General features: G+C 68.2%; 17 protein-coding genes. 6 read left to right on the forward strand and 11 right to left on the reverse strand.

The window, feature by feature from the left end:
• Positions 1-1,112: 1,112 nt before the first annotated feature.
• Positions 1,113-1,343 carry a hypothetical protein gene (locus G6N25_RS01435; RefSeq protein ID WP_083072726.1) on the forward strand — a complete coding sequence of 77 codons (231 nt, stop codon included), beginning with the start codon at positions 1,113-1,115 and terminating at the stop codon, positions 1,341-1,343.
• 484 nt (positions 1,344-1,827) lie between these two features.
• Here G6N25_RS01435 and G6N25_RS01440 read toward each other — a convergent pair whose 3' ends face one another.
• The 4 genes from G6N25_RS01440 to G6N25_RS01455 form a co-directional block, all read right to left on the reverse strand.
• A complete protein-coding gene (locus tag G6N25_RS01440; protein WP_083072727.1) occupies positions 1,828-2,283 on the reverse strand; it encodes a flavodoxin family protein in 456 nt (151 codons plus the stop codon).
• On the reverse strand, positions 2,280-2,744 hold the full coding sequence (locus tag G6N25_RS01445) for a hypothetical protein (RefSeq protein WP_083072728.1): 465 nt from the start codon (positions 2,742-2,744) through the stop codon (positions 2,280-2,282). The genes G6N25_RS01440 and G6N25_RS01445 overlap by 4 nt, the downstream gene beginning before the upstream one ends.
• On the reverse strand, positions 2,741-3,475 hold the full coding sequence (gene dapB / locus G6N25_RS01450; RefSeq protein WP_083072729.1) for a 4-hydroxy-tetrahydrodipicolinate reductase: 735 nt from the start codon (positions 3,473-3,475) through the stop codon (positions 2,741-2,743). Before dapB ends, G6N25_RS01445 begins: the two co-directional genes overlap by 4 nt.
• Positions 3,476-3,635: 160 nt before the next feature.
• A complete protein-coding gene (locus G6N25_RS01455; protein WP_083072730.1) occupies positions 3,636-4,337 on the reverse strand; it encodes a UPF0158 family protein in 702 nt (233 codons plus the stop codon).
• 345 nt (positions 4,338-4,682) lie between these two features.
• Here G6N25_RS01455 and G6N25_RS01460 point away from each other — a divergent pair, with 345 nt between their 5' ends.
• Positions 4,683-4,994: a hypothetical protein gene (locus G6N25_RS01460; RefSeq protein ID WP_142272494.1), complete on the forward strand. Its 312-nt coding sequence runs from the start codon at positions 4,683-4,685 to the stop codon at positions 4,992-4,994.
• Positions 4,991-5,326: a hypothetical protein gene (locus G6N25_RS01465; RefSeq protein ID WP_083072732.1), complete on the forward strand. Its 336-nt coding sequence runs from the start codon at positions 4,991-4,993 to the stop codon at positions 5,324-5,326. The genes G6N25_RS01460 and G6N25_RS01465 overlap by 4 nt, the downstream gene beginning before the upstream one ends.
• A 198-nt stretch (positions 5,327-5,524) precedes the next feature.
• Here the strand turns inward: G6N25_RS01465 and G6N25_RS01470 are convergent, their stop codons facing one another.
• Together G6N25_RS01470 and G6N25_RS01475 are read right to left on the reverse strand one after the other, a co-directional pair.
• On the reverse strand, positions 5,525-6,613 hold the full coding sequence (locus tag G6N25_RS01470; RefSeq protein ID WP_083072733.1) for an NAD(P)H-dependent amine dehydrogenase family protein: 1,089 nt from the start codon (positions 6,611-6,613) through the stop codon (positions 5,525-5,527).
• Between the two features lie 6 nt (positions 6,614-6,619).
• Positions 6,620-7,618 (reverse strand): Rieske 2Fe-2S domain-containing protein, encoded by a 999-nt coding sequence (locus G6N25_RS01475; RefSeq protein ID WP_083072734.1) that lies wholly within the window; start codon positions 7,616-7,618, stop codon positions 6,620-6,622.
• A gap of 160 nt (positions 7,619-7,778) precedes the next feature.
• Here G6N25_RS01475 and G6N25_RS01480 point away from each other — a divergent pair, with 160 nt between their 5' ends.
• Both G6N25_RS01480 and G6N25_RS01485 read left to right on the forward strand, forming a co-directional pair.
• Positions 7,779-8,348, forward strand: a complete 570-nt coding sequence (locus G6N25_RS01480; protein ID WP_232065903.1) for a TetR/AcrR family transcriptional regulator — start codon at positions 7,779-7,781, stop codon at positions 8,346-8,348.
• Between the two features lie 72 nt (positions 8,349-8,420).
• On the forward strand, positions 8,421-8,870 hold the full coding sequence (locus G6N25_RS01485; protein WP_083072878.1) for a GNAT family N-acetyltransferase: 450 nt from the start codon (positions 8,421-8,423) through the stop codon (positions 8,868-8,870).
• Here G6N25_RS01485 and G6N25_RS01490 read toward each other — a convergent pair.
• A complete protein-coding gene (locus tag G6N25_RS01490) occupies positions 8,857-9,933 on the reverse strand; it encodes a PDR/VanB family oxidoreductase (protein ID WP_083072736.1) in 1,077 nt (358 codons plus the stop codon). The two genes, G6N25_RS01485 and G6N25_RS01490, sit on opposite strands and share 14 nt — an antisense overlap.
• A 47-nt stretch (positions 9,934-9,980) precedes the next feature.
• The gene (locus G6N25_RS01495) at positions 9,981-10,889 is read right to left on the reverse strand and encodes a metal-dependent hydrolase (protein WP_083072737.1); all 909 of its coding nucleotides are present in this window, start codon (positions 10,887-10,889) and stop codon (positions 9,981-9,983) included.
• 93 nt (positions 10,890-10,982) lie between these two features.
• On the opposite strand from G6N25_RS01495, the gene ald reads away from it, so the two are divergent.
• The gene (gene ald / locus G6N25_RS01500) at positions 10,983-12,098 is read left to right on the forward strand and encodes an alanine dehydrogenase (RefSeq protein WP_083072738.1); all 1,116 of its coding nucleotides are present in this window, start codon (positions 10,983-10,985) and stop codon (positions 12,096-12,098) included.
• Here ald and G6N25_RS01505 read toward each other — a convergent pair.
• The 3 genes from G6N25_RS01505 to G6N25_RS01515 are packed head-to-tail and all read right to left on the reverse strand — an operon-like array spanning position 12,095 to position 16,817.
• Positions 12,095-13,117 carry a nitronate monooxygenase gene (locus tag G6N25_RS01505; RefSeq protein ID WP_083072739.1) on the reverse strand — a complete coding sequence of 341 codons (1,023 nt, stop codon included), beginning with the start codon at positions 13,115-13,117 and terminating at the stop codon, positions 12,095-12,097. The two genes, ald and G6N25_RS01505, sit on opposite strands and share 4 nt — an antisense overlap.
• 60 nt (positions 13,118-13,177) lie before the next feature.
• Complete coding sequence (locus G6N25_RS01510) at positions 13,178-14,545, reverse strand: M16 family metallopeptidase (RefSeq protein WP_083072740.1); 1,368 nt, start codon at positions 14,543-14,545, stop codon at positions 13,178-13,180.
• Positions 14,532-16,817, reverse strand: a complete 2,286-nt coding sequence (locus G6N25_RS01515; protein WP_083072741.1) for a polyribonucleotide nucleotidyltransferase — start codon at positions 16,815-16,817, stop codon at positions 14,532-14,534. The genes G6N25_RS01510 and G6N25_RS01515 overlap by 14 nt, the downstream gene beginning before the upstream one ends.
• Between the last annotated feature and the right edge of the window lie 224 nt (positions 16,818-17,041).

Here is a 17,041-nt window from a genome sequence, read left to right on the forward strand (position 1 = left end):
CAAAATTATTTATGGGCAGCTTCCGAATCAGTCAGCACACTGTGACACGGTGTCGTTGCCGGGTGTTGACAGCGCCATGGCGTGAGCGTCTCGATCGGCTCACAAACCAGGCAGGTCACTCCCTCTCAACGTGCCGGTGGATTTCACCGAGCGGCACCACAGCGTGCTGACGCGAGCGGGCGGGAAAAACAGTCGTCCGGCTTGTCCGTACCGCCGCGGCACGAGAAGGTAACCGTCGGTAAAGTGAGACACAACCAACAAGCAGCAGCGCACACTAGCCCAAGAAGCGCCGGTACGCTTGTGGCACAAGCCAATACCGATCACGCCCGGCGACTCCCCACAAGCGCTCCGATCGGGCAAGGCCGGGCATACCACACCCCGCCGGCCACCTTGGGCGCACCGTAAAGCAGTGCACATGGAGGTGGGCCCCGGCGGTGATGGCGGGGTAATCACCGAATGGGTCGACCACCTCAAAGCAGCGGTGGGCCCAGCGGGTGCGGGAGGGGTTTTCCTCGCCAGCCGATACCGGGCGTGGACGACGTGGGCAGCCAATCGGGGGGCATCGCGAGGGTCATCGTGCGCTGCGTGCCGCTGTAGACCACAGCGGCTCGGCGACGAGCACGGCCTGGCTGCGTCGGCGGAGACGGTGAAGCGCTATCGCTCAGCAAATATGCGAGTATCCTGTACGACCTGGCGAACAATTGTATTGCCGGATCGATAGCTATCTTAGCTGCGCGTGCGAATGCAGGCCTTACGCGACCGACAGGTAATTTCAATTTCAAGTATTATACCGGCGGCTGTCGTTTGCCATGATAGGCCTTAGCAGCCGTCTACCAGTGGATTTTCAAGATCAAAACAGTTGCGGAGTCACGTGTCCCTGAAGCGATCCCCCAAAGCCCCTCGAAAACGCCGCGGGCTTAAGTTCTCCACGGGTACGTCCAGCTCACCGACCTGCCCGACCTCGACTCCGCACCGGGCTCGCATCGCACGCCAGACCAACTCAGAACCTCACCTCGTCGGGACACCTGAGCGGATAGGGCTGACCAGGTCAGCCGCCACTTTATGCGTGTCCGCAACCACACGATGCTGGCGGTCCACGCTATCGTCCAGCGATGGCAAAGACGATCACACTACGTCTCTCGGATCACCAATACGACCTCATCAAGCGGTACGCCGGGAACGACGGCCAGTCGATGAACGCCTGGATCGAGGCGTTGGTCGCCGTTGAGGACATGAGGCGACGCTGCACCGCCCATGACCAGTGGATGTCGAACAACCCCGAGGCAGTCACCTTCGCAGAAACGTTGGCTGACCAAAACCTTGAGGCGCTGTCCCGCCGATGACCCCACGCCGCGGCGACGCCTGGCGCCTCGATGACGGCCGCACCGTCGTCGTCCTGTCATCGACGTTCTACAACGAAATCGCCTCGGAGCCAACGATTATCGCGGTTCCGGTATTTACCGGTGAACCCGTTACCCGACCTCACGCCTCTGGCCCGTTTTAGAGTCCCCGCAGTCTGCTTGCAGCGGACTCTGGGGACGCCTCGGCTCGCGCCAAAAGGTCTTGCAGTTCGGGAGTCGTGTCGTATTCGTACTGCGCTTCGGCCTCACTGGACGACCAATGTGGGTCGAAGTATGAGACTGCCGTCCGATTTGACGTACAGCAAGTAGCGGCGGTTCGGGTGACCGGGCAGCACCACTTGGCTGCGTTCGTCAGTCTCGACGAGAGTTGGTTCCGGCATACTCACGAGAATGACCCCTGTGTTGGCCAGCGGTTGACCATCAACGACGAGATCGTGCCCGAGTCTCCTCCATAGCGTCCACGCGATCACCCCATCAACTGAGCGGCGACCGTCGCGCCGAGATTCCAGCACGCCTCGATATCGCTTTTGTCTGGTTTGCCCGAAACCACCACGGTCTCCGCGGCTTTCACCCAACCCAGCCCCGCCGTGATTCCGTCGACGGCGCGCTCGGCTCCCTCGGTGCCCTCGTTGCCGTGCAGCCACAGCCCATACGGTCGGCCCCGGGTGGAGTCAAGGATCTGGTAATACGACTGGTCGAACGCGTGCTTGAGGGCACCGCTGATATAGCCCAGGTTGGCCGGGCTGCCCAGCAGATAGCCATCAGCTTCGAGCATTTCGACGGGCGACACGGTGAGCGCCGGCCGCCGCACGACCTCCACGCCCTCGATCTCGGGATCAGTCGCCCCGGCCACGACCGCCTCGAACAGCTCCTGACAGTGCGGGCTCGGCGTGTGGTGAATGATCAGCAGCGTCTTGCTCATTGGCGGCCCTGCATCTCGACGGCGGTCCGCATGGCTTCCCGCGCGCGCCGGCGATCGCCCGCGTAGTCGTAGGCTCGGGCCAGCCGGTACCAGCGTCGCCAGTCGTCGGGGTCGGCCTCCACCTCGGTGCGCACCGTCGCGAACAGCGCGTCGGCCGCGTCCCGCCGAATGCGCCCCGACGGCCGCCGCGGCAACGCGCTGGTGTCGAGTTCCATTCCGTCGTCGGCGATGAGTCGGGCCAGCCTCTGGTGAGCGAATCCGGCCCGCAGGGTGGCGATCATCGCCCACAGCCCGATGATCGGCATGATCAGCAGCGCAAGCCCCAGGCCCACGGCGGCGGCCCGGCCCGAGCCGATCATCGCAATGGCCGCCCGGCCCAGCAGCGCCATGTACGCCAGCATCGCCACGCACATGAAGGCGATCAGCAGCTGGATGCGGACGGTTCGCGCGGTGCCTTTCATCGCAGGTCGAGCAGGGGCTCCAGACCCACCGTGAGGCCGGGGCGTTCCTTGATGCGGCGCACGGCCAACAACACGCCCGGCACGAACGACGTGCGGTCGAGGCTGTCGTGGCGGATGGTCAGGGTCTCGCCCTCGGTCCCGAACAGGATCTCCTGGTGGGCGACCAGCCCGGCCAGTCGCACCGAATGCACCGGGATGCCGTCGACGTCGGCGCCACGGGCGCCGGGCAGGCTGGTGCTGGTGGCATCGGGGTTGGGTGGCAAGCCTTTTCGGGCCTCGGCGATCAGCTTCGCGGTGCGGGCCGCGGTGCCCGACGGGGCGTCGGCCTTGTGTGGGTGATGCAGCTCGATGACCTCGGCCGAGTCGAAGAAGGGCGCCGCCTGCTTGGCGAAGCGCATCGACAGCACCGCGCCGATGGCGAAGTTCGGCGCGATCAGCACACCGACGTTCCTACCGGCCAGCCACGAGCGAACCTGGTCGAGGCGCTCTTCGGTGAAGCCGGTGGTGCCGATGACAGCGTGAATTCCGTTGTCTATCAAGAACTTTAGGTTGTCCATCACCACGTCGGGGTGGGTGAAGTCGATGACCGCCTCCGTGTCGGCCTCGGTCAGCAGGCTCAGCGGATCGCCGGCGTCCACCTCCGCGGACAGCGTCAGATCCTCGGCGGCCTGCACCGCCGCGACCATCGTCGACCCCACCTTGCCCTTGGCTCCCAGCACGCCTACCCGCATTCGTGAAGCCTACTGCGGCCCCCCTCCCGCGCGAGCGTGCGTGTTTGTACGCCGACACGCCGGTACGGCTGGCATTTTGCGCACGCTCGGCCAACCCGGTTCAGGGTCGAGCACGCTCGGCCAACCCTGTTCAGGGCCGAGCACGCTCGGCCAACCCTGTTCAGGGCCGAGCAGCACCGGCCGGTCGATAGCCCGCCTCCGCGAGCCAGGCCCGGGCGCGGCCACGCTGACGCTCGCCGGAGAACTGGTAGTAGCGCTCCAGCTCGTCGGGCCAGCGCGAAAGCACGTCTTTGAACCGGCGGAACGCACCCTTTCCGCTTATCGCGATCTCGAGGCGGTCGGCGATCGCAGGATCGCCCACCGTGTCGATGAACCGCTCCATGTCGCGATAGCCGTCGCGCGACCCTACGCATTCCACATACAGCCAGCGGTCCTCATCGTCGTCCAGACCGTCGTCGTCGAAGTTTTCGAAGTCCGGGCTTCCGGGCCAGCACTCGCCGGTCTTGAGGTCCATCCGGCCGCCGCCCCACACCGGGTCGCCTTCCAGCAATGACGCCAGTTCCTCAAGATCGACTGGGAGCGACCGAAGCATCGGCGTCGCCCCCTGTCCCAGGGATGCCACGAGTTGGTCGGCCAACTCCTCGTCACCCTCCCAGCCGCGCTCCCTCAGCGCCGCCGCGCATTCTGCCGCAAGTTCGGCCGCTCCGCCCACGCCCTGAGCAACCGCATCCAGGAGCCCATCCCCTGCCAGCTGAAGGACCTCATCGTTCAGCCGGCCGCGCACCACCTCGACGATGGACCCGTCGCTGCTAAACACCGCCCTCCGTAGAGTCTCCACCGCGTTTGCGTCCCACTCACCCATGACACAACGGTAACGAGGGATCCACGCCCGGTGGGATGCCGGTTGTCCACAGTTCAGTGTTCATCCACAGCGGCCCCATATCCCGTGGCCGGTGTCGGTGGCCGACAATAGAATTTCGGGCATGGTTCGATCCCGCAGAGCCGGGCCGGTAGTAGGGCTGCCGCGGCAACTCCGGCCCCCTCACCAGCGAAGAGAAGGCTCATCGTCACAATGTAACGATGAGAGACGGGAACGAATAGCACGCGGAATGGCCTCTGACCAGCAGATTTGCAGCGGCCATATTGTTTTTGCAAATCCTACGGGCCGGTGGGTCTCTAAGAGCTGCCGTTACATCTACAGTTGACGGTGACAGAACTGCAGGTTTTGCGAGAGGTGAGTGCTTCGATGGCTGCAGTGATCAGCTACGAGTCGGAGTCCGAGATCGTGGAGTCCGACTCGGACTCGCGGTTGCACCTGACCGCCAGGGAACCGCATCAAAAATACGTGCGCATTGTTGAGGAAAACGGCACGATTCGCTTGGTGCCGTTAGACCAATTGCACGAGTCAGAACGAGCGATTCTTCTCAACCCGCAGCTATACGCCGACACCAGAGCGGGCCTACAGGAGTTCAGCAGAGGCGAACGGGTATCTAGCGACTGGCTACTCAGCGACGAGTGAACGAAAACGAGGCCGAGACCGTATGGCTGAGCCCGTCCGTGGATGCCTGGTTGCATCACGCCCATGACACTCGGCGGCTGAAGGATAAGTTCAAGAAGGCGCAGCGGGCCATCCGCATTATGCGCCAGGCCGGGCCGTCATACCCGTCTTTCTGCACCCATCAGATGGAGCACTTACCGGGCCCCGGCGGGGCCACGATCTGGAACTCGTATGTGGAAAACAAGACGCCGCAGGCTTGGCGCATGTACTGGGTGCGTTGCGACGACGGCTCGATACAGATCGTCTCTATCGGCCCTCACGATCACTATCCGGGCGAACAGCCGGATCCCTAGTCGAGATCCTCCTTGTCGGGCTCGAGGCTGCGTTGCCCCCGGCCGCAGGGATTGATCGCGCCGCAGGTGTGCAATTTCTGACCTTTCGGCCAACGCCTTAGTCCGCGGTCAGTTAGGCGATCCGAAATTGGGCCGGCACAACGGATTGCCGGTGACCGTCATCGTGTCGACCACGCAGGAGCTGACCTTGACCCGCGCCTACTTTTTGAACCGCCCGGCGAAGCCGCGCAGCGGCAGGTCGGCGCTGGTGATGAGTCCCGGGGGCGCCGCCACCACCGACGTGATCGCGTTGAGGGCGGGCAGACCGGTCACGGTCATGCCGATCGAGGCGAAATTGTCGGGATTCGACAGGTCCACGCCGGGCTTGGGGAAGATCATGTGCTTGTTGTAGACGCACGGATCGCCCTTGATCTGGGTGATGTAGCAGCCCTTGATGTTCCAGCTCGGGTCGGTGTGCGGGGTCATCTGCCACTCCAGGTGCGTCTCGACGCGCGGAACGCCGTCGACCATGCCCTGATACTTGATGTAGTTGCCGCCCAGCGAGCCCTTGGGCAGCGTGTACCAGCCCAGGTCGACGTCCTTGGTGCAGGCGCCCAGCTCATAGCTGAACGTGACCTCATCGAGGGGCAGGTCGAAGCAGTCGGCCATCATCAGCACGCTGTCGGCGAAGACGCGGGTGTACTTCTCCAGCTTCAACGGGATCTCCGGGTCGTCGACGGGCTGGCCGTAGCCCACCTCGATCCAGGTGTCGCGCGAGTGGTGACACGACACGTCGACGGACTCGATGGTGGTGACGTTCTCGATCTCGGCGACGTCGGCCGAGCACACCACGCCGAGGATCTGGTTCAGCCCCGGGTTCATGCCGGTGCCGTAGAAGGTCGCGCGGCCCTTTTCACAGGCCTCGGCCAGCAGCCGGGTCACCGACTTGCCCGACGGGTGCGGGTGGTTCCTGTCGCGGTGCCAGCCGGTGATCCAGTCGGCGGTCGTGACGATATTGATGCCGGCCTCAAGCACTTTGACGTAGAGGTCCTCGTCGGGAAACACGCCGTGAAACGTCAGCACGTCCGGCCGGGCCGCGATGATCTCCTCGACGGTGCCGGTCGCGGTCACCCCGTTGGGCCCCAGACCGGCCAACTCGCCGGCGTCGCGGCCGATCTTTTCCGGCGAATAGCAGTGCACGCCAACGAGTTCCAGATCTGGCCGCGCGGCGATCCGCTTGATCATCTCCTTGCCGACGTTTCCGGTGGCGACCTGGAAGACGCGGACGGGTCGAGCGGGTGCATTCATTGCGGGTCAGCCTTTCTGCGATGCGAATGCCTCGGGATAAAACTGCGTGGCCCACGCGCGAATCGCGGTGAAGCCCTCGTACTCGGAGGTGGCCAGCGCGGGCGGGTCCGAATAGCGCTGGTGCGCCCAGATTTCGATGTCCTGCTCGAACTGCCGGATCACTTCGCGCCCGAATTCGGCCGCCTTGGTCGCCGCGCGGGCCGGATCCTTGCCCGGCCTCCGCCCGATGTAGACCATGAACCGGACGTCGGAGGTGGACTCGTCGACCGGGGTGATCGCCGAGATGGTGCGGTTGTCGACCATGCCCCAGCTCTTGGTCACCGCGATCCCCAGGCCGCCGTTGATGGCCTCCACGCCGCTGTTGACGTCCTCGATCCGCTGGCCGTCGTCGCCCTCGAACGTGATGGTGAAGTCGACGAAGGACACCGGCTCGGCGAAGTCGTGGCGGGTGAACACCGGCACGATCGGGGTGTTGTGCACGTACTTGAAATGCGCGAAGTCCACGCCGTTTTCGAGCACGTACTGCGGGTGCAGCTCCAGGCCCACGCGGAACAGCCGCTGCTGCGGGTAGTAGCCGTCGGCACCGCTGCCGTCGCCGAACGAGGCGAACACGTCGGGCGGGTCGAAGAACGGCTCGCGGCGCTGCACGTCGTGCCAGACGTAGACCGACTCGTTGCGCTCCACCACGGGGTAGGTGCGGATGCGCCGGCCGCGGTTGGGCCGATCCTGATACGGGATGCAGACGTTGCGGCCCTGCTGGCTCCACTGCCACCCGTGGAACGGGCACTGCAGCACCTCGCCGACGACCTTGCCGCCGTAACCCAGGTGCGCGCCGAGGTGTTCGCAGTAGGCGTTCATCACGGTGAGCCCGCCGGATTCGGCCCGCCAGGCGACCATCTCCTCGCCGAAGTAGGTCATCCTGTGCACGTCGCCGACGCCGATCTCGTCGGACCAGGCGACCTGAAACCATCCGGTCGGTTTCATCGACAACGGCGGCTTAGCCATCGAGCCCTGCCATCTGAGCTGTCCTCCTCGCGTAGGAATGATAGGCCGCGTCGGAATAAAATCACAGTACCCTCTATGAAAATGCTAGGCTCGGCGGGTGACCGAAGCCAACGTCGCCGGGCGGCGCCCCAACCGGCGTGGCCACGCGACGCGCGAAAGCATGCTCGAGGCCGCGCTGAAGTCGCTGGCCTCGGGCGAGCCGGGGTCGGTGTCGGCCAATCGCATCGCCAAGGAGATCGGCGCCACCTGGGGCGCGGTGCAATACCAGTTCGGCGACACCGACGGCTTCTGGGCCGCGGTGCTGCACCGCACCGCCGAGCGGCGCGCCGCCACGTTCTCCATGCTGTCGCCGGTGCGGCCGGACGCGCCGTTGCGGGAGCGGGTCGGCGCCATCATCGACACCCTCTACCGCGGCCTGGCGGCACCCGATTCCCGCGCCATCGAAAACCTGCGGGCCGCGCTGCCCCGCGACCCCCGCGAGCTCGAGCGCCTCTACCCGCGCACCGCCGCCGAGCTGTTCTCCTGGGGCAAGAGCTGGCTCGAGACGTGCCAGCACGCCTTCGCCGGCCTGGACGTCGACCCGGACCGGGTGCGCGAGGTCGCCGCCCTGATCCCGGGCGCGATGCGCGGCCTGGTCTCGGAGCGCCAGCTGGGCTCCTACGCCGACCTCGACATGGCCCGGCGGGGGCTGACCAACGCTTTGGCCGCCTACCTGGAGCGACGGCCTTAGCCTTGACACGTGGAATCCAGCAGCATCCTGGTCCGTGCGGCCACGCCGGACGATTTCGCCGCGGTCGCGGCGATGCACTATCCGGTGTGGCGGCGATCCTGGACCGGGATACTGGCGCCGCCCGTGCTCGACCTGCTCGGGCCGCCGAGACGCTGGGTCGCCGAGGTCTACCCGCAGACCCTGAGCCGCCGCGGCTGGGGCATGTGGATCGCCGAGGCCGGCGCCCGGACGCTCGGCGTGGCCATCTTCGGGCCGGCCGACGAGGCTCCCGATGACCTTCACATCGACGCCCTGTACGTCGCGGAGGAAAGCCAGCGGCACGGCATCGGCGGTCGCCTCCTCGACGAGGTGATGGGCTCACATCCGTCCGGCGACGTGACCCTGTGGTGCGCGGAGAAGAACGGCAAGGCGCGCCGCTTCTACGAGAAGAAGAACTTCGAAGTCGACGGCCGCAGGCTCGATTGGGAGCCGCTTCCCGGGCTGAAGGTGCCCCACCTCGGCTACCGGCTCAGGCGTCGATGACCACCCGGTCGCCGTCCGCGCGCGACACGCAGACCAGCATCTCGTCGGCGCCCACCGCCGCGCGGCCCCGGTGATCGACCTGCCCCGCAAGGACTTTCACCTTGCAGGTCCCGCAGAAGCCCTGCTGGCACGAGTAGGGGGTCGTCGGGTCCCGATCGCGCATGACATCGAGCGCCGACCGATTCGCCGGGACGCTCAGCACTCGCCGCGAGCGCGCGAGTTCCAGCTCGAACCGAACCCCGTCGACCACCGGCGGCGGGCTGAACCGCTCGTAATGCAGTGGCGCGTCGGCGTGTTCGTTCCGGGCCACCCGCACCGCCTCCAGCATGGCGGTCGGCCCGCACACGTAGACGGCCGTCGTCGGGCCGGCGCCGGCCAGCAGTTCGTCCACGGTGGCGACGCGGCCGCGCTCGTCGTCGGCCCACACGGTCACCCGGTCCGGCGCCACCGACACCACCTCGTCCAGGAACGGCATGTACTCCCGGCCCCGACCGGCATAGACCGCGCGCCAACCGATTCCGCGCTGCGCGGCCGCCCGCATCATCGGCAGGATGGGCGTCACCCCGATGCCGCCGATGACGAACAGCACGTCGCGCTCGGCCGTGCCGAGATAGAACGCGTTGCGCGGGCCCTCGAAGACCAGCGGGTCGCCGGCGCGGTAGGCGTCATGCATCTCGACGGAACCGCCGCCGCCGTCGGCGATCCGGCGCACGGCGATGCGGTAGTCCGTGCGGCGCCCGGGCGGTCCGCACAGCGAGTACTGCCGGCGCCGGCCGGAGGGCAGCTGGACGTCGATGTGCCCGCCGGGCGTCCAGGACGGCAGCAACCCGCCGTCGGGGTCGGCCAGCGTCAACGCGACCACGTCGGGGGCGACGAGCTCGCGCTTGGTGATCACCGCACATTGCTTGCGCCGCACCGGCTTTACCCGCGACGGCTCCCACCGCGACGCCGACGCGAATCCCTCGAACACCGCGCGGATGCCGCACAGCAGGGCGCCGAAGCGGTCGCGGTCGCGGCGACCGTAGAGGTCGGCCGGCCTGGAGGCCCAGATGCTCTCGTCCACCACGAAATCCTTTGGGAAATCCTCACGTCTGCCGCATGGCCATCGGCTCAGCGCGACGCGCGGGCGGCGGGCGAGACCGCCAGGTAGTCGACCGCCAGCCCCAGCCCGCCCAGCTGCGACGGGTGGAAGCCCGGCCGGTAGTAGGCGCCGACGCCCCGCACGAATTTCATCGGCCCGGGCACCAGGCCCCGGCGCGCCGCCCTGAAGTAGTCGCGCCAGCGCGGCCTGGTCCCGGGCGGCAGGCACGGGTCCACCGAGTACAGGAACCGCACCCCGCGGATCCACAGCAGCAGCATGGCCGGCCCCACGACCAGCTGGGCGCGCGCCCGCCGCCAATACCCGGCCCGCAGGTGCTTCATGGTGTCGAAGGCGACCGCCTTGTGCTCGACCTCCTCGGCGCCGTGCCAGCGCAGCATGTCCAGCATCACCGGATCGGTGCCGATGGCGTCGTGCGCCGGCGAGTCCAGCACCCACTCGCCCAGGATGGCGGTGTAATGCTCGATCGCCGAGACGAACGACACCTGCTCCAGCAGCCAGCTGTGCCGCCGCCGCGGCCCCCATCCGGGCCTGGGGCCCAGCAGCCTCCCGAACAGCCACGCGATCTGGTCGGTGTACGGGGTCAGGTCGACGCCCTGGGCGGCGAAGTGGGCGAGCACCCTCGAGTGCGCCTGGGAATGCAGGGCCTCCTGGCCGATGAAACCCTGCACGTCCAGCCGCAGCTGATCGTCCCTGATCAGCGGCAGCGCCTTCTTGAACACGTCGACGAAAAACTCTTCGCCCGCGGGCAGCAGCAGGTGCAGGACGTTGAGCATGTGAGTGGCAAACGGCTCGTTGGGCACGTAGTGAAACGGCAACGCCGCCCAGTCGAACTCGACGTCGCGCACCTCGAGGACGAGACGCTCGTGGTCCAGCGACGCGTCGTGCGGACCCGCTGCCTGATCGTCGACGGTGAACATCGTGGCCCCCTACCCTTCCACCGCTGGCCAGTATAGGACTGATCGGTCAACGCGCCGTTTGCGGCGCCTTCGAGTGTTCTTCACACTTGAGGGATGCGCGTCGGCGTCCCCACCGAGACCAAGAACAGCGAATTCAGGGTCGCCATCACGCCCGCCGGCGTCGCCGAACTGACCCGCCGCGGCCATGAGGTGCTCGTCCAGGCCGGCGCCGGGGAGGGGTCGGCGATTCCCGACACGGAGTTCAAGGCGGCGGGCGCCCAACTGGCCGGCACCGCCGAACAGGTGTGGGCCGGCGCCGACCTGCTGCTCAAGGTCAAGGAACCGATACCGGCCGAGTACGGCCTGCTGCGGCGCGGCCAGGTGCTGTTCACGTTTCTGCATCTGGCCGCTTCGCGGGCGTGCACCGACGCGCTGTTGGCTTCCGGCGCAACGTCGATCGCGTACGAGACGGTCCAGGCCGCCGACGGGACGCTGCCGCTGCTGGCCCCGATGAGCGAGGTCGCCGGCCGGCTCTCCGCCCAGGTCGGGGCCTACCACCTGATGCGGACGCAGGGCGGGCGCGGCGTGCTGATGGGCGGGGTGCCGGGCGTCAAGGCCGCCGACGTGGTGGTGATCGGCGCCGGCACGGCCGGCTACAACGCGGCCCGGATCGCCGGCGGCATGGGGGCATCCGTCATGGTCTTCGACGTCAACATCAACAAGCTGCGGCTGCTCGACGCGGAGTTCGGCGGCCACATCGGCACCCGCTACTCGTCGGCGTACGAGCTCGAAGGCGCCGTCAAGCGCGCCGACCTGGTGATCGGTGCCGTCCTGGTGCCCGGCGCCAAGGCCCCCACGCTCGTCTCGAATTCCCTTGTCGCGCAGATGAAGCCGGGCGCGGTGCTGGTGGATATCTCCATCGACCAGGGCGGCTGTTTCGAGGATTCGCGGCCCACCACCCACGACCGGCCGACGTTCGCCGTGCACGACACGCTGTTCTACTGCGTGGCGAACATGCCCAGCGCGGTGCCGAAGACGTCGACCTTCGCGCTGACCAACGCGACCATGCCGTACGCGCTCAGGCTCGCCGACCGCGGGTGGCGGGCGGCGTGCCGGTCGGATCACGCGCTGGCCCACGGGCTTTCGACGCACGACGGGGCGCTGCTGTCCGAGCGGGTGGCCGCCGACCTCGGCCTGCCGTGCGCCGACCCGGCGAGCGTGTTGGCCTAACCGGCGAGGCCGGCGACGATGTCGGCCACCGGCCCGGGGCGCGCGTCCCGGAACGCCGTGCCCGCCCAGAGGGCCATCCCGTTCGGGTCCTCCCAGGCGGCCGCCGCCTCCCGGATGGGCAGCGTCATCTGGTTGACCTCGGGATAGCCCAGCGGGGCCACGTTGTCGAGCAGGCGGATGAATTCGTTCTCCAGGCCGCGCGCGTATCGGCCCGAGAACGCGCGCGTGACGATGGTCTTGCCGAAGAGCTGATTCTTCATCGCGGTGCGATGCGCCTGGCTGGTGCCGGCCTCGTCGCTGAGCAGCAGCGCGGTGCCGACCTGGACGGCCACGGCCCCCCGGCGCAGCACGCCGGCGACGTCCTCGGCGGTGCCCAGCCCGCCCGCCGCGATGATCGGGACGTCGCGGTGCGCCCGGTGGATCCGGTCGATCAGGTCGCGCAGCGACTCGGCGCCGGGCTCCATGTCCGGCGCGAAGGTGCCGCGGTGCCCGCCGGCGCCCGGGCCCTGCACCACCAGGCTGTCCGCCCCGGCGGCGACGGCCACCCCGGCCTCGTAGGCCGACGTCACCGTGATCATCACCAACAGGCCCAGCGCGCCCAGCCAGCGGATCACGTCCGGCGGCGGCACGCCGAAGGTGAAGGACACCAGCTCGGGGCGCACGTCCGCGACCACCTCGAGCTTGCGCCCCCAGTCGTCGTCGTCACCGTACTCGGGCCGGCCCACCTCCACCTGGTAGTGCTCGGCGATCCCCTCGAGTTCGTCCGCGTAGTAGTCCAGCGCCACCCAGTCGGCGACGCTGGGCTGGGGCACGAAGAGGTTGACGCCCAGCGGGCCGGTGGTCAACGCGCGCGCGGCGGCGATGTCGGCGGCGAACCGGTCCGCGCTCAGGTACCCGCCGGGGATGAAGCCGAGCCCGCCGGCGTTGGAGACCGCCGCGGCCAACGCCGGCGTGCCGGGGCCGCCGGCCATCGGCGCACCCACGATGGGCACCGCGATATCCCAAAAGCCGAGTACCATTCGGCTAGTCCGCCAACGGCGAGCGCCGGCACGGCGCGAGTGAGGAGGCGGACATTTGAGCTACCCTACCATCGCCCGAAGTTGTTGGGGCAGCGATCGTTTCGAGGCGTACGGCCCCAGAACGGCGGCGGCGTAGCGCTTGCCGAGCAGGCGGCGGGCCACCGCGTTGACCTCCTCGACGGTCACCTCGTCGATCTGTCGCAGGGTGTGCTCGATGCTGCGGTGCTTGCCGTAGTTCAGCTCGCTGCGCCCGAGGCGGCTCATCCGGGAGCTGGAATCCTCCAGCCCGAGGACCAGCCCGCCGCGCAACGAGCCCTTGGCGATGCGGCATTCGGCCTCGGTGAGGCCCTCGCGCGCCACCGATTCGAGCACCTCACCGGTCACCCGCATCACGTCGGCGAAACGCTCCGGCAGGCACGCCGCATACACCGACAGCGCGCCGCCGTCGGCGAAGATGTCCAGCGCCGAGTAGACCGAATAGGCCAGCCCGCGCAGCTCCCGAACCTCCTGGAACAGCCGCGAACTCAGGCCGCCGCCCAGCGCGGTGTGCAGCACCGACAGCGCCCAGCGGTGCTCCCAGCCGCGCCCGGGGGTGCGCACCCCCAGCGACACGTGGGTCTGCTCGGCGTCCCGGTTGACCAGCGCCAGCCCGGGCCGGCCGGGCACCCGCCCGGCGCCCTTGCGGGGGGCGACGGGCTGCCGGCCGCGCACCAGGTGCGGCCCGAAATGCTCGCGCACCAACGCGACCACCTCGTCGTGGTCGACGTTGCCGGCCACCGCGACGACCATCCGCTCCGGGGTGTAGCGCCGCACGTGAAACGAGTGCAGCTGCGCCCGCGTCATCGCCGACACCGACCGCGCGGTGCCGATCACCGGGCGGCCCACCGGGTGGTCGCCGAACAGCGCCGCCAGGAACATGTCGCCCAGCGCGTCCTCGGGGTCGTCGTCGCGCATCGCGATCTCCTCGAGGACGACGTCGCGTTCCAGCTCGACATCCCCGGCGGCGCAGCGGCCGTTGAGCACCACGTCGGCGACCAGGTCGATGGCCAGTTCCAGGTCGCTGTCGAGCACGTGCGCGTAGTAGCAGGTGTGCTCCTTGGCGGTGAACGCGTTCAGCTCCCCGCCGACGGCGTCCATCGCCTGCGCGATGCCCACGGCCGTGCGGGTCGGGGTCGACTTGAACAGCAGGTGCTCCAGGAAGTGCGCCGCCCCCGCCACGGTGGCGCCCTCGTCGCGCGATCCGACGCCCACCCAGACCCCGACCGACGCGGAGCGCACCGCGGGCAGGTACTCGGTGACCACCCGCAGGCCGCCCGGCAGCGTGGTGCGGCGCAGTGCGGCCTGATGTTCGGGTTTTGCCGCGGCGACGTACTTGCCCCGCCGCAGCGCGGGATCCGCTGCTGGCCCCCGAGGATCAGCTAACGGCATCGGCGGGCGCGGTCTCCTGAGGAGCCCCGGCATCGGCGGGGGCAGCATCCGCTGAATCCTCGTCGGCCACCAGGACCAACGAGATCTTGCCCCGCTTGTCGATGTCGGCGATCTCGACCCGCAGCTTGTCGCCGACGTGCACGACGTCCTCGACCTTCGCGATGCGCTTGCCCCTGCCCAGTTTGGAGATGTGCACCAGGCCGTCACGCCCGGGCAGCAGCGACACGAAAGCGCCGAAATCCGTTGTCTTGACCACGGTTCCGAGGAATCTCTCGCCCACCGTCGGCAGCTGCGGGTTGGCGATCGCGTTGATCCGGTCGATCGCGGCCTGCGCCGAGGGCCCGTCGGTGGCGCCGACGAACACGGTGCCGTCGTCCTCGATGGAGATCTGCGCGCCGGTCTCCTCGGTGATCGAGTTGATGACCTTGCCCTTGGGGCCGATGACCTCACCGATCTTGTCCACCGGGACCTTGATGGTGGTCACCCGCGGGGCGTACGGGCTCATCTCGTCGGGTGCGTCGATGGCCTCGGCCATGACCTCGAGGATCGTCAGGCGCGCGTCCTTGGCCTGCGCGAGGGCGCCCGCCAGGACCTGGGAGGGGATGCCGTCGAGCTTGGTGTCCAGCTGCAGCGCGGTGACGAAGTCCTTGGTGCCGGCGACCTTGAAGTCCATGTCGCCGAACGCGTCCTCGGCGCCGAGGATGTCGGTCAGGGTGACGAAGCGGCGCTCGGTCTTGCCGTCAACTTCTATGTCGTCGGAGACCAAACCCATCGCGATACCCGCCACCGGCGCCTTGAGCGGCACCCCGGCGTTGAACAGGGCCAGCGTGGACGCGCACACCGAGCCCATCGAGGTGGAGCCGTTGGAGCCCAGCGCCTCGGACACCTGGCGGATGGCGTACGGGAATTCCTCGACGCTGGGCAGCACCGGGATCAGGGCCCGCTCGGCCAGCGCGCCGTGCCCGATCTCGCGCCGCTTGGGCGAGCCGACCCGGCCGGTCTCGCCGGTGGAGAACGGCGGGAAGTTGTAGTGGTGCATGTACCGCTTGGACGTCTCGGGCCCGAGCGAGTCGATCTGCTGGGCCATCTTGACCATGTCGAGCGTGGTGACCCCGAGGATCTGGGTCTCGCCGCGCTCGAACAGCGCGCTGCCGTGCGCGCGCGGAACGACGGCGACCTCGGCCGACAGGGCGCGGATGTCGGTGATGCCGCGGCCGTCGATGCGGAAGTGGTCGGTCAGGATGCGCTGCCGGACCAGCTTCTTGGTCAGCGACCGGAACGCGGCGCCGACCTCCTTTTCGCGGCCCGCGAAGGTTGCAGAGTCCCCAGTGAGCCGCTGCAGCACCTGGGCCTTGAGCTCGTCGGTGCGCTCGTTGCGTTCGGCCTTGCCGCTGATGGTCAGCGCAGCGGCCAGCTCGTCGGTGGCCACCGAGGACACCGAGTAGTAGACGTCGTCGCCGTAGTCGGGGAACGTCGGGTAGTCCGCGGTCGGCTTCGCGGCCGCGTTGGCGAGCTCCTGCTGCGCGGCGCACAGCGCGGCGATGAACGGCTTGGCCGCCTCCAGGCCTTGGGCCACAACGGTTTCCGTCGGTGCCTGGGCGCCGCCCTCGACGAGCTCGATGACGTTCTCGGTGGCCTCGGCCTCGACCATCATGATCGCGACATCGGAACCATCGGCTGTGTCTACTAAGCGGCCCGCCACCACCATGTCGAACACGGCCCGCTCGAGCTGCTCGACGGTCGGGAAGGCGACCCAGGTGCCGTCGATGAGCGCCACCCGGACGGCGCCGATGGGGCCGGAGAACGGTAGCCCGCTCAGCTGGGTGGACGCCGACGCGGCGTTGATGGCCAGCACGTCGTACAGGTCGTTGGGGTCCAGGCTCAGGATCGTGACCACGACCTGGATCTCGTTGCGCAGGCCGTCGACGAACGACGGGCGCAGCGGGCGGTCGATGAGCCGGCAGGTCAGGATGGCGTCGGTGGACGGGCGCCCCTCGCGGCGGAAGAACGAGCCGGGGATGCGGCCGGCGGCATACATCCGCTCCTCGACGTCGACGGTCAGCGGGAAGAAGTCGAAGTGCTCCTTGGGGCTCTTGCTGGCGGTGGTCGCCGACAGCAGCATGTTCTCGTCGTCCAGGTAGGCGACCACCGCGCCGGCGGCCTGCTGGGCCAGCCGGCCGGTCTCGAAACGCACGGTGCGGGTGCCGAAGCTCCCGTTGTCGATGGTGGCGGTTGCCTCGAACACGCCCTCTTCAATTTCAGCGACAGACATAGCCGTCCGTACTGCCTCTCTCACGTTATTCAGCTTTTTCGCGTCGTCACGCGCAGAACAGGGGCAACCCCACGAGCAAAGTCTGAATGCGGCTACGGCCATCGATCGAAGCGGCCGACCCACCCCAGATCCGGGGAGCCCGGCAGCCACTACCGAAGACCGCCCGATGCAGACCGGGCTGCTCCCGTGCGACATGCGCGTGACACGCTGGAACGGCACGCGCG

The organism is Mycobacterium heidelbergense (assembly GCF_010730745.1).
GTDB classification, from domain to species: Bacteria; Actinomycetota; Actinomycetes; order Mycobacteriales; family Mycobacteriaceae; genus Mycobacterium; species Mycobacterium heidelbergense.

Excerpts from the sequence above, each read along its gene's own strand:
- G6N25_RS01435 (WP_083072726.1), top strand. The coding sequence starts at position 1,113 with ATGGCAAAGACGATCACACTACGTCTCTCGGATCACCAATACGACCTC.
- G6N25_RS01440 (WP_083072727.1), bottom strand. The coding sequence starts at position 2,283 with ATGAGCAAGACGCTGCTGATCATTCACCACACGCCGAGCCCGCACTGT.
- G6N25_RS01445 (WP_083072728.1), bottom strand. The coding sequence starts at position 2,744 with ATGAAAGGCACCGCGCGAACCGTCCGCATCCAGCTGCTGATCGCCTTC.
- dapB (WP_083072729.1), bottom strand. The coding sequence starts at position 3,475 with ATGCGGGTAGGCGTGCTGGGAGCCAAGGGCAAGGTGGGGTCGACGATG.
- G6N25_RS01455 (WP_083072730.1), bottom strand. The coding sequence starts at position 4,337 with ATGGGTGAGTGGGACGCAAACGCGGTGGAGACTCTACGGAGGGCGGTG.
- G6N25_RS01470 (WP_083072733.1), bottom strand. The coding sequence starts at position 6,613 with ATGAATGCACCCGCTCGACCCGTCCGCGTCTTCCAGGTCGCCACCGGA.
- G6N25_RS01475 (WP_083072734.1), bottom strand. The coding sequence starts at position 7,618 with ATGGCTAAGCCGCCGTTGTCGATGAAACCGACCGGATGGTTTCAGGTC.
- G6N25_RS01480 (WP_232065903.1), top strand. The coding sequence starts at position 7,779 with ATGCTCGAGGCCGCGCTGAAGTCGCTGGCCTCGGGCGAGCCGGGGTCG.
- G6N25_RS01485 (WP_083072878.1), top strand. The coding sequence starts at position 8,421 with ATGCACTATCCGGTGTGGCGGCGATCCTGGACCGGGATACTGGCGCCG.
- G6N25_RS01495 (WP_083072737.1), bottom strand. The coding sequence starts at position 10,889 with ATGTTCACCGTCGACGATCAGGCAGCGGGTCCGCACGACGCGTCGCTG.
- ald (WP_083072738.1), top strand. The coding sequence starts at position 10,983 with ATGCGCGTCGGCGTCCCCACCGAGACCAAGAACAGCGAATTCAGGGTC.
- G6N25_RS01505 (WP_083072739.1), bottom strand. The coding sequence starts at position 13,117 with ATGGTACTCGGCTTTTGGGATATCGCGGTGCCCATCGTGGGTGCGCCG.
- G6N25_RS01510 (WP_083072740.1), bottom strand. The coding sequence starts at position 14,545 with ATGCCGTTAGCTGATCCTCGGGGGCCAGCAGCGGATCCCGCGCTGCGG.
- G6N25_RS01515 (WP_083072741.1), bottom strand. The coding sequence starts at position 16,817 with ATGTCTGTCGCTGAAATTGAAGAGGGCGTGTTCGAGGCAACCGCCACC.